Below are 10,641 nucleotides of genomic sequence, written 5' to 3'. Positions count from 1 at the left end.
GCATTTCCTTTGTCGGTGGTCGGGTGCTGGTGAACGCGCCGTTACCAGGCGCCCGCGAGCAGTTCTCGCACGTCCTGTTCCTCCGGCGGGCGCGGTCCGGCGGTGATCGCCCAGTCGTCCATTGCGTGGCTGACGACTTCGGCGAGCGAGTCCTCGGCCACGCCGATGTCCTGCAGTTTGCGAGGCGCCTCGAAGACGTCCAGCAGGCGCTCGACCTCCGCGATGACGCCGTCCACGCTGTGGTCGGCCACGCCCAGGTAGTCCGCGATCGCCGCCAGCCGTTCGCCTGCCACCGGCGCGTTGAACCGCATGGCGTGTGGCACCAGCAGGGCTTCGACGACACCGTTCGGCGCCGATGACCTCGGCCCGATGGCGTGCGAGAGCGCCTGCGCGAGGCCTCCGCCCGTGTGGTCGCTGCCCTGCCCGCTCATGATCGCGGCGAGCATCAGCTGCAGCCGCGGGGTCGCCGCGGCCGGGTCCTTGGCGACCTGGGGAAGCCAAGTCACGACGGTTCGGAGCGCGTGCGCCAGCAGCGCGTCGGCGAGTGGGTCGACCCGCCGGGACTGCAGGCCCTCCAGCGCCATCGAAAACACGTTCAGCGCGGCGGACCAGCTCAGCCGTGCCGGTGCGGTGAGCGCCATCCCGGGGTCCAGGACAACTCCTTGGGCACGGGCTTTCGGGTCGTAGAGGGCAAGTCGCTCCCCCGTTTCGGGATCGTGCACCGCGGCGCCGGCCTTGGCGTAGGCCGTCGTCGGAGAACTCGGGACCACCCACTGGGGCAGCTTGGGAGCGGCCAGTTTCGGGCTGATCAGCCGCTCGCCTTCGCGCCGGGTGCACAACTCCCGGACGTCCTTGCCTTCGCCCAGCAGAATCGTGGCGGCCCTGGCCGTGACGACCGACGAACCGCCGCCGACCGCGATCACCGCGTCCGCCGCGCAATCCGCCAGGAACGCGCGCGCGCGCTCGACCGACGGCAACGGACTGTGTTCCTCGACCCCGTCGAATTGTCCCGCCAGGCGATCGCCGAGCGCCTCGCGCAAGCGGTTCATCTGCTCGGTGTGCGCGGCCACGGCGGGAATGCAGATGATCGCCGCACGTTGCGCGCCGACGCGCGCCAGTTCGCGGGGCAACGCGTCCAGCGCACCCGCGCCGGCGAACGTCCGGAAGGCCGGGCTTGTGTGCCGGATCTTCACCTCGTGTTCAGCAGTCACCTGGTGTCGCTCCTCTTTGTCTTGTCGCACAGGGAATTCACGCGCCGAGTTCGACGACGGCACGGCCGCGGACCCGGCCGTGGTGCAGGTCGTCGACGGCGGTGTTGAGGTCGTCGAGGGAGTACCGGTCGGTCACCAGCGCGCTCGGATCGAACGTGCCGTCCTTGGCCCAGCCGGAGAACGTCACGAAGTCGCGCGCCGGGTCGCAGCTGCCGCCGACGCATCCGAGCAGTTGCTTCTCTCCGTTGAGCAGATCGAACGCGTCGAGCTCGAACGGCACCCGCGGGATTCCGACGAGCACGTCGGCGCCGCCCCGGATGCCCGCGCCCCGGACGCCGGGCCGGACCGCGGCGAGGCTGACCGGGATGTTCTTGCCGATTCCCGTGCAGTCGAAGGCGAAATCGACTCCCCGGGTGCCGTCGGAATGCGCGGTCAGCTCCCGGATCGCCTCCACCGGATCGCCTGCCCGCACATCCACGACGTCCGTGGCTCCGAAGTGCTTCGCGAGCATCAGCTTGTCGGCGTCGAGATCCACCGCGATGACGGACGCCGCGCCGAGGACCTTCGCCGCGGCGATCGCGCACAGCCCCACTCCCCCGGCGCCCCACACGGCCACGCTCTGGCCCGTGCGGACCTGCGCGGTGTTCATCACCGCGCCGGCCCCGGTCATCAGAGCGCAGCCGATGATCGCGCCCAGGTCCGCCGGTGTCGCCGGAGGCGCTTTGACCACCCACTGCTCGTCGACCACGGCGTGCGTGCCCCACGTGAAAGTGTTGTGCGTACTTGCCTCGTCCCCGCCGGGGAACACGACGCGGGACGGCACCGGCGCCCTGCCTTCCAGCGGCGTGCGGGGAATCCACGTCGTCAGCACCTCGTCCCCGGGCGCGACGTAGCGCACCTCGGAACCGGTTTCGACGACCGTTCCGATCGATTCGTGCCCGAGCAGCATCGACGATGTCCGTCCGGGATCGAAGATCCGGTCTAGCTGGCTGTGGCACACGCCGAACGCCCGCTGCCGGACCACGACTTCGTGCGGACCGGGCGGACCGAGCGAGACCTCGCGCAGCTCGAGTTTTTCCTGCCCGGCGGGCAATACCGCGATGCGGGCGTCCACTGTCATTTCTGCTCCTAATCGATGGCGGGGCGGTCCGGGCGGGTTCAGATGACCCCGGAGCCGCGCAGCTTCGCGAGGTCGTCGGCCGACAGGCCGAGTTCTTCGGAGAGCACCTCGTCGGTGTGTTCTCCCAGCCCGCCGGACCTGGCCGGCTCGACCATCGGGGAGTCGGACAGGAACAGCGGACTGCCCAAGGTCATGAAGGAGCCTTGCTCGTCGGTGACCGTGCGCAGCACTCCCCGCTCCCGGACATGCGGGTCGTCCAGCAGTTCCGGCAGCGTCACGACCGGCGCGCACGGAATCTTCAAGGCTTTCAGCGTCGAAGCCAGTTCGTCCTTGTTCCGGGTCGCCGTCCAGCGGCCGACCACGGCGTCCACCTCGTCCATGTGGTCGCAGCGACCGGGCATCGTCGCGAACCGCGGATCCGCGGCCGCCGGGTCGCCCATCAGCTCGCTGAGCCGCCGCCAGTGCTGGTCGGTCGGGCAGAGCACCGTCACCCAGCCGTCCGCCGCGGGATACGAGTTGTACGGCGCTACGGACATCCCCCCGTGCCGGTTCCCCGTGCGCTCGTGGCTCGCGGTGTTTTCGCTGAGCAAGCCGGCGATGTTGGACGTCAGCGACGGAAGGATCGCGTCTTGGAGCGAGACTTCGACATGCTGGCCGCGTCCGGTGCGAGTGCGCTGGAACAGTGCGGCCAGCACCCCGGCCAGGATGTGCGTGCCGGCCATGAAGTCCACGACCGACGGTCCGGTGCGGACCGGAGCGCCGTCCTCGAAGCCGGTGGTGCTCATGATCGCCGTGCGGGCCTGGATGGTCAGGTCCATCGCCGACTCGCCCGCGTACGGGCCGAAGGAGCCGAAACCGGTGCCGGAAGCCATGATCAGTCCGGGATTGATCGCCGAAAGCTCGTCGTAGCCGAGGCCGAACCGATCCATCGCCCCCGGGGACAGGTTCTGCACCAGCACGTCGGCGTTGCGGACCAGGCCCCGCATCACGTCCTGCCCCGCCGGGTTGGACAGGTCCAGGCGAATCGTGCGCTTGCCGGAGTTCAGGAAGCGGAACTGGATCGGATACCCGTCCTCGTCGACAGTGGGCAGCCGCCGATACGGATCGCCTTGCGGCGCCTCCACCTTGATCACTTCGGCACCGAGACGAGCCATCAGCATCGTGCAGTACGGGGCGAAGTAGAACTGCCCGAGACAGATCACCTTCACACCTTCGAGGGCGGTCATTCCCGTGCCTCCATCGCTTCGTGCGTCGTTGCGGTCGCGGGGGACGTCACGGCAGTCGATCGCAGCGGCCTCCCGGACCCGGCTGCCGGGCCGGACGAGGCTCTCTCCACGCCGAGGTGCTCGTCTCGCAAACCATGAGTTCGTTATTACGAACCAGAGTCCGTATTTACAACACGGAGGCTACGGTCGGAGCACGGTCCGTGTCAACGGAGGCGAGAACCGGCCGCGGCGTTGACACCCGCCACCGGCCGTCTTACCGTTCTTTCATCAATACGTCCTGCAGTTCGTAATTACGACATCGACAGTCGTGGTCTCCCGTCCTCGCTGTCGGTTCGCCGAGGGAAAGGGACTTCCATGAAGGTCGGCTTCATCGGACTGGGCGCCATGGGACTTGGCATGGCCGCCAATCTGCGCCGGGCGGGCCACGACCTGGTCGTGCACGACCTGAACCGGACGAGCGCCGCGACGCTCGAAGAGGCGGGCGCGACCTGGGCGGACTCCACCGCCGGCCTCGCGAGCCAGGTCGACGTCGTGTTCACCTCCCTGCCCGGCCCGGTGCAGATGCGAGAGGTCGGAACCGGCGAAGGCGGCCTGCTGAGCGCGCTCAAACCCGGCAGCGCCTGGTTCGACCTGACCACCAACTCCCCCACCGTCGTCCGCGAGGTGCACACGGTGTGCCGCGAACACGGAGTGGAGCTGTTCGACGCCCCCGTCAGCGGCGGCCCCAAAGGCGCCCGCTCCGGAAAGCTGGCCATTTACGTGGGCGGCGACGCCGAGGCGTTCGAGCAGCACGGCGGGATCCTCGACGCGATCGGCGACCAGATCCTGCGCGTCGGCGACATCGGCGCCGGCAACACGGCCAAACTGGTGCACAACTGCGCCAGCATGATCATCCGCTCGGGGATCGCCGAAGTCTTCACCATGGGCGTCAAGGCGGGCGTAGAACCCGCCGCCTTGTGGCACGCGCTGCGCCAAGGCGCGATCGGCCGGGCGCGCACCTTCGACCGCGTCGGCGACCGGTACCTGCAGGAGGCGTTCGACCCCCCGTCCTTCGCCCTCGACCTGGCGAACAAGGACCTGCGGCTGGCGCTCGAACTAGCGGAGCAGTTCGACGTCCCGATGCGTGCCGCCCGCTTGGTCCAGGAGGACTTCCAAGAGGCCCTCGACCGCGGATGGGGCAAACGGGATTCCCAGACTCCGCTTCTGCTTCAGAACGAACGCGCCGGCGTGACGATCAAGCTCTCCGCCGACGAAGTCCAGGCCGTTCTCGACCGGGGCTGACCTTCCCGCACCACGACCACGAGGAGACGACGTGGATTCCCCGGACACCAAGACCACCGGCCGCCGCATCATGAACGAACTGATGGGCGACGGCTACGTGGAGAAGAAAGACCAGAACCGCAACAGCTTCAACGACGTCATCCAGGACTACTCGGAAGAAGTCTGCTTCGGCCGGGTCTGGGCCCGCGACGGCATCGACCGCAAAACCCGCAGTGTCATCAACCTTTCAGTGCTCACCGCGCTGGGCAGGCCAGCCCAGCTCGCCCACCATGTCGAGGGCGCGATCCGCAACGGGCTGACCATGGCCGAGATCAAGGAAGTCCTTCTCCAGACCGCGGTCTACTGCGGACTTCCAGCGGCCGGCGAGGCCTTCAAGGTCGCCGAAGGCGTTCTCCGGGCCGACGGCCACCTCGACTGACTGACACCACCGAACACCGACTCCCCACCGACGGCCGCCCCGAGGCCGCCGTCCCACCCGACGCGGACATCAGCCCCGCGTCGACATCTAGGAGATGCAATGGCGCATTCACCGGAGCAGGCCGCTTCACCGGCCTCGGGGCCCCGCCCTTCCGTACCGGGCAAAAAGCCACAGAGCATGAAACGGGTCGCAGCAGCCAGTTTCATCGGAACCGTGATCGAGTTCTACGACTTCGGCATCTACGGGACCGCGGCCGCCCTCGTCTTCCCGAAGCTGTTCTTTCCGTCGCTGGGGGCTGTCGCGGGCACCGTCGCCACCTTCGCGACCCTCGGCGTCGCCTTCGTCGCCCGCCCGATCGGCAGTATCCTTTTCGGACACTTCGGCGATCGAGTCGGCCGCAAGACGACGCTGATCACCACCATGCTCCTCATGGGTCTGTCCACTTTGCTCGTCGGCCTGATGCCGACTGCCGCCACGATCGGTGTCGCAGCTCCGATTCTCATCGTCATTCTTCGAGTGATGCAGGGACTCGCGGCAGGCGGCGAGTGGGGCGGCGCGGTGCTCTTCGCCTCCGAGAACGCACCCAAGGCCAAACGCGGCTTCTGGGCGATGTTCCCGTCCTTCGGGGGCGGCGGAGCCATCATCCTTTCCAATGCGACATTCTTGGCGACCGCGGTCGGGATGAGCAACGAGACCTTCCTCGCCTGGGGCTGGCGAATTCCGTTCCTCGCCAGCGTTCTGCTCATCGCGGTCGGGCTGTGGGTGCGCCTGAGCATCGACGAAACCCCCGTGTTCCGGAAGCAGGCGGCTTCGGGAGTGTCGCGCACGCCGTTCCTCGATGCTTTCCGCAGCCAGCCCAAGCAAATCCTGCTCGCGACCGGCACGACAGTCATGACTCTGGCACTCACCTACATCGGCGGCACCTACTTCGTCACCTACGGGACGACCGCGCTCAAGCTGTCGCGTCCGAATGTGCTCTTGGCCGCGATGCTCGGCGGCGTGGCCATTTCCGTCGGGGTCGTTCTCGGCGCGCTGCTGAGCGACCGGATCGGCCGGCGCCGGATGATCACCATCGTCGCCTGCGTGGCCATTGTCTGGACGCTCGTGCTGTTCCCGATCCTCGACACTCGTTCACTGGCGGCGTTCACCATCGGCGTCCCCGTGACGATGTTCCTCTCCGGGCTGGCGACCGGACCGCTGGGAGCCTTCCTCTCCGAGATCTTCCACACGCGGTACCGCTACACAGCGACCGGATTGAGCTACAGCCTCGCCGGCATGCTCGGCGGAGCCATCCCGCCGCTCATCGCGGAGCCGATCATCACGGCTTGGGGCGGAATGGCCTTCGGGATCCTTCTCGCCTGCGTCGCGCTGGTGAGCCTGATCTGCGTGCGCCTCATCGGCGAAACCAAGGAACTCGATCTCGACCGCGAGGACACCCTCGCGACCGCAGACGCCTAGAAACACGCCCGATCTCGTCGCGGCCGGGGCCGCGCTCACGCCCCCGGCCGCGACGCCCCATGTCTGTCGCCCTGACCAGTGACCGCGGCACGGCGACGCGAAGACCGAGCCAGAAGCGGGAGGCACCGGCATGCGCAGACTGATCCTGCTGCGGCACGGCGAAAGCGTCTGGAACGCCGCCGACCGGTTCGCCGGCTGGACAGACGTACCGCTGTCGGAAGTGGGCCGCAAAGAAGCGGCGAGAGCCGGCGCTCTGCTGGCGTCCGCGGGGCTGCTTCCCGATGTTGTCCACACCTCGCTCCTCCGGCGCGCTATTTCGACCGCGGCCATCGCTCTCGACGTCGCCGATCGCCACTGGATCCCGGTCCGCCGAACCTGGCGTCTCAACGAGAGGCATTACGGTGCGCTGGAGGGGCGCAGGCGAGAAGAGGTGCGCGCCGAGTTCGGCGACGAACGGTTCACGGCCTGGCGGCGTTCGTACTCGGCTGCCCCACCGCCGCTCGGCCGAGAACGCGACCACGATGCGCGTTATCGCGGAGTCGACGTTCCCCGCAGCGAATCGCTCGAAGATGTCCTCGCGCGGCTTCTCCCTTACTGGGGCACGGCCGTCGGAACCGACCTGCGAGCGAGCCGGACCGTCCTGATTGTCGCGCACGGCAACGTCCTTCGTGCCTTGATCAGTCATCTCGACCAAGTCGAGCCCGCCGCCATCCGCAACATCGCAGTCCCGACGGGAGAGCCGATCCGCTACGAACTCACGGAAACGCTGCGGCCGATCGGCTACCGGCTGCCGCTGCGCGAGCGCTTGCCGCAGTCATCGGAATAGCGCTTCGACGCACTCTTCACGCCGTGTCCAGGGGTGTAATGACAGATCCTCCCTCTCTGTTTCACGCGAGCCTACGGTCGACTCCGGAGAACTCATCGTTCCGGTGGCAGCAGGAGGAATCGCATGGCAGAGCAGCAGAGCCGCGCCCAGCAATTGGTGGGCGACGTCGCCCCGAAGCTGGCCGAACTGACCGACGACGTGCTGTTCGGCGACGTGTGGGCGCGGCCCGGTCTTTCCCGCCGCGACCGAAGCCTGATCACGGTCGCCGCGTTGACCGCGCTTGGCCGTGACGGTCAGCTCCACTCCCACCTCGGCCTCGCGCTGGCCAACGGCGTCACCCGCGAGGAACTCGCCGAACTCGCCACCCACCTCGCGTTCTACGCCGGGTGGCCCGCCGGGATGACGGCCGCGACGATGCTCAAGCAGGTCCTCGATGAGCAGTGACCGCACGTACGCGCCGACGATGTCCCTCGTTCCAGTCCATGCGACGGCCAAAGCTGCCGCGGACCGGTTCGCTGGAGACGTGTGGGTCGACGCCATCACGAACGGCGCGGGCCCCGGCTGCGCGCGACTGGCGACTGTCCATTTCGCTCCCGGCGCCCGGACAGCGTGGCATTGCCATGCCCACGGGCAAACCCTGCAGGTGACCGAAGGGGCCGGGGTCGTCCAAGCCCGTGACGGCCAGACGATCGTGATCCGCCCCGGCGACACCGTCTACACCCCGCCCGGCGTGTGGCATTGGCACGGCGCGTTGCCAGATTCCTTCATGACCCACCTCGCGCTCGCAGACACCAGCACCCGCCCGGATTCCGGCGATGTCGAGTGGGGACAGCACGTCAGCGAAAGCGAGTACGACGACGCCACGGCCGACAGCAGCAAGGGACGGAACAAGTGATGACCTCCGACAGCGCGATCGGCTCAGGGCCAGTGTCGATCGCCGCTCAAGGCAGCTTCGCCGTCGGGGGAACGATCGCGACCCGCGACGGCAGCTTCGATCCGCGCGACCCGATGAACCCCCGCGGGCAAACGCTGCACGGCGACCACGCACGCCTCAGCTTCCAGATCCCGCCCAGCGCACGCCCGCTGCCCTTGCTGTTCTGGCACGGGTGGTGGTCCGACAGCAGTTGCTGGGACACCACACCCGATGGCAGGGAAGGGTTCCGCACCCTGTTCCTGCGGCGTGGATTTCCCGTCTATCTCCTGGATCAGGCCCGGCGAGGTTCGGCGGGCAAGACGACGGCGGCCGCACCGGTGCCGGCCGAGCCGAACGAACAGTGGTTCTTCAACCAGTTCCGGCTCGGAGTCTGGCCGGACCTCTACGAGAACGCCCAATTCTCCGCCGAGCCAGGTGCGGCCGAGCAGTTCTTCCGGGCCATGGTGCCCGACACCGGCCCGCTGGACGCCGAGGTCATCGTCGCGGCCGCGTCGGCCGCTGTCGACCGCATCGGCGACCTAGTGCTGGTCACGCACTCCCACGCGGGCGGATTCGGCTGGTCCACCGTGCTGCGCAACCNGCGCAACCGCAAGGTGCGTGCCGTGGTCAGCATCGAACCCGGCAGCGGATTCGTCTTTCCGGAGGACGAACTGCCTGACGCCATGCCCAGCTCGAACGGAACCCTGGAGCCCGTTCCGGTCTCCGCCAGGGAATTCCGGGCACTGACGCAGGTTCCGATCGTCGTCTACTACGGCGACAACATCCCCTCCGAGCCCACCGAAATCGCCGGCCGCGACAACTGGCGCGTGCGGCAGGCAATGGCCCGGATCTGGGTGGACACGATCAACAGACACGGCGGCGACGCCACCTTTGTGTCACTTCCCGAGCGCGGTGTCCGCGGCAACACCCACTTCGCGTTCAGCGACCTCAACAACCACGAGATCGCCGACCAGATAACGACATTCCTGGCCGAGAAGAACCTCGACTGACCTCGCCACCGCCCTCCGAACCGATGCTCGATTGCCACGACCACCGCCCTGAAAGGCTGACCACCGCATGCCGAACACACCACCACGACCAGTCCTGGACTACCGCGAGAACCCGTTCGGATTCGTCTACGAGAACGCGATCGCCAAGAACGAACCGGGCAAGGTCAACGTCCACCCGTCCGCCTATGCGTTGCACGGACTGGACATCGCGGCGAATGTCTACACTCCGGCGAACTACGACCGCTCCGGCAAGTTCCCCGCGATCGCGGTAGCCCATCCGAATGGCGGCGTCAAAGAACAGGTCGCGGGGCGGTACGCGCAGCGGCTCGCCGAACAGGGGTACGTCACGATCGCGGCGGACGCGGCTTTCCAGGGCGGCAGCGCAGGCGAACCGCGCAACGTGGACAAGCCGTTCTACCGGACCGACGACATCCACGGCATGGCTGACTTCATCGCCAATTTCCCTGGCGTCGACACAGCACGCCTGGGGCTGCTGGGCATCTGTGGCGGCGGCGGGTATTCACTGAAGGCCGCGCAGTCCGACAAGCGCTTCAAGGCAGTCGCGACCGTGAGCATGTTCAACTCCGGGCGGGTCCGTCGCAACGGCCTGCAGGACTCCCAACTGGACACGGTCCAGAACCGGCTGCGCGAAGCGGCCGCTGCCCGCGCACTGGAATCAGCCGGAGGGGAGGTCCGGTACGTCGGGGACGCCGATATGACCGACGAGCAGATCGCGGCCCTTCCGTTCGACCTGTACCGGCAGGGATACGAGTACTACTGGCGGACGCACGCGCACCCGGGCTCCACGTTCAAATACACGATGAGCAGTCTTCTCGATTTGATGACCTTCGACGTCACCGATCAGATTGAGCTGATCGACACGCCACTGCTGATGATCGCGGGAAGCGAAGCCGACACCCGATACATGAGCGAGGACGCGTTCCCGAAGGCCACCGGGACGTCGGACAAGGAATTGTTCCTCATCGACGGTGCGAAGCACATCGAGACCTACTGGGTCGACGAGTACGTGAACGCCGCGCGTTCGTTCTCAGGCCAGCTGCGACACCACGGACTTGGTCNGCGAAGCACATCGAGACCTACTGGGTCGACGAGTACGTGAACGCCGCGCTGGACAAGCTTTTGGGCTTCTTCGCCAGGACCGTCTAGAGCATTGGCGA

Annotated in this window: 10 protein-coding genes; 7 read left to right on the top strand and 3 right to left on the bottom strand. The window is 67.6% G+C overall.

What is annotated here, in order from left to right:
* Positions 1–41 precede the first annotated feature (41 nt).
* Genes A4R44_RS24215 through A4R44_RS24205 form a run of 3 tightly spaced genes read right to left on the bottom strand, consistent with a single transcriptional unit; the run spans position 42 to position 3,557 of the window.
* Complete coding sequence (locus A4R44_RS24215; RefSeq protein WP_198545422.1) at positions 42–1,211, bottom strand: iron-containing alcohol dehydrogenase family protein; 1,170 nt, start codon at positions 1,209–1,211, stop codon at positions 42–44.
* Between the two features lie 37 nt (positions 1,212–1,248).
* Positions 1,249–2,331 carry a zinc-binding dehydrogenase gene (locus tag A4R44_RS24210; RefSeq protein WP_067584996.1) on the bottom strand — a complete coding sequence of 361 codons (1,083 nt, stop codon included), beginning with the start codon at positions 2,329–2,331 and terminating at the stop codon, positions 1,249–1,251.
* A 38-nt stretch (positions 2,332–2,369) separates the two neighbouring features.
* Positions 2,370–3,557: a CaiB/BaiF CoA-transferase family protein gene (locus A4R44_RS24205; protein WP_067584993.1), complete on the bottom strand. Its 1,188-nt coding sequence runs from the start codon at positions 3,555–3,557 to the stop codon at positions 2,370–2,372.
* A 354-nt stretch (positions 3,558–3,911) separates the two neighbouring features.
* On the opposite strand from A4R44_RS24205, the gene A4R44_RS24200 reads away from it, so the two are divergent.
* The 7 genes from A4R44_RS24200 (at position 3,912) to A4R44_RS24165 (ending at position 10,583) form a co-directional block, all read left to right on the top strand.
* Positions 3,912–4,838 (top strand): NAD(P)-dependent oxidoreductase, encoded by a 927-nt coding sequence (locus A4R44_RS24200; RefSeq protein WP_067584989.1) that lies wholly within the window; start codon positions 3,912–3,914, stop codon positions 4,836–4,838.
* A 31-nt stretch (positions 4,839–4,869) separates the two neighbouring features.
* Positions 4,870–5,256: a carboxymuconolactone decarboxylase family protein gene (locus A4R44_RS24195; protein WP_232791754.1), complete on the top strand. Its 387-nt coding sequence runs from the start codon at positions 4,870–4,872 to the stop codon at positions 5,254–5,256.
* A gap of 99 nt (positions 5,257–5,355) precedes the next feature.
* Positions 5,356–6,714 carry an MFS transporter gene (locus A4R44_RS24190; protein WP_067584987.1) on the top strand — a complete coding sequence of 453 codons (1,359 nt, stop codon included), beginning with the start codon at positions 5,356–5,358 and terminating at the stop codon, positions 6,712–6,714.
* 130 nt (positions 6,715–6,844) lie between these two features.
* A complete protein-coding gene (locus tag A4R44_RS24185) occupies positions 6,845–7,540 on the top strand; it encodes a 2,3-diphosphoglycerate-dependent phosphoglycerate mutase (RefSeq protein ID WP_067584984.1) in 696 nt (231 codons plus the stop codon).
* A gap of 123 nt (positions 7,541–7,663) precedes the next feature.
* Positions 7,664–7,984, top strand: coding sequence for a carboxymuconolactone decarboxylase family protein (locus A4R44_RS24180; protein ID WP_067584982.1), 321 nt, complete (start codon positions 7,664–7,666; stop codon positions 7,982–7,984).
* Positions 7,974–8,435, top strand: coding sequence for a cupin domain-containing protein (locus A4R44_RS24175; protein WP_232791753.1), 462 nt, complete (start codon positions 7,974–7,976; stop codon positions 8,433–8,435). The genes A4R44_RS24180 and A4R44_RS24175 overlap by 11 nt, the downstream gene beginning before the upstream one ends.
* A gap of 1,095 nt (positions 8,436–9,530) precedes the next feature.
* Entirely contained in the window at positions 9,531–10,583 is a 1,053-nt protein-coding gene (locus A4R44_RS24165; protein WP_095213576.1) for an alpha/beta hydrolase, read from the top strand.
* The last annotated feature ends 58 nt before the right edge of the window (positions 10,584–10,641 follow it).

This window comes from Amycolatopsis sp. M39 (assembly GCF_001651785.1).
Classification (GTDB): Bacteria; Actinomycetota; Actinomycetes; order Mycobacteriales; family Pseudonocardiaceae; genus Amycolatopsis; species Amycolatopsis rubida.
Note: the sequence above shows the minus strand (reverse complement) of the source record. Positions and strands in the feature narration are given on the sequence as shown.

What these genes read in the sequence shown, in the direction of transcription:
- A4R44_RS24185 (WP_067584984.1), top strand. Translation starts at nt 6,845, where the DNA reads ATGCGCAGACTGATCCTGCTGCGGCACGGCGAAAGCGTCTGGAACGCC.
- A4R44_RS24175 (WP_232791753.1), top strand. Translation starts at nt 7,974, where the DNA reads ATGAGCAGTGACCGCACGTACGCGCCGACGATGTCCCTCGTTCCAGTC.
- A4R44_RS24180 (WP_067584982.1), top strand. Translation starts at nt 7,664, where the DNA reads ATGGCAGAGCAGCAGAGCCGCGCCCAGCAATTGGTGGGCGACGTCGCC.
- A4R44_RS24200 (WP_067584989.1), top strand. Translation starts at nt 3,912, where the DNA reads ATGAAGGTCGGCTTCATCGGACTGGGCGCCATGGGACTTGGCATGGCC.
- A4R44_RS24205 (WP_067584993.1), bottom strand. Translation starts at nt 3,557, where the DNA reads ATGACCGCCCTCGAAGGTGTGAAGGTGATCTGTCTCGGGCAGTTCTAC.
- A4R44_RS24190 (WP_067584987.1), top strand. Translation starts at nt 5,356, where the DNA reads ATGGCGCATTCACCGGAGCAGGCCGCTTCACCGGCCTCGGGGCCCCGC.
- A4R44_RS24210 (WP_067584996.1), bottom strand. Translation starts at nt 2,331, where the DNA reads ATGACAGTGGACGCCCGCATCGCGGTATTGCCCGCCGGGCAGGAAAAA.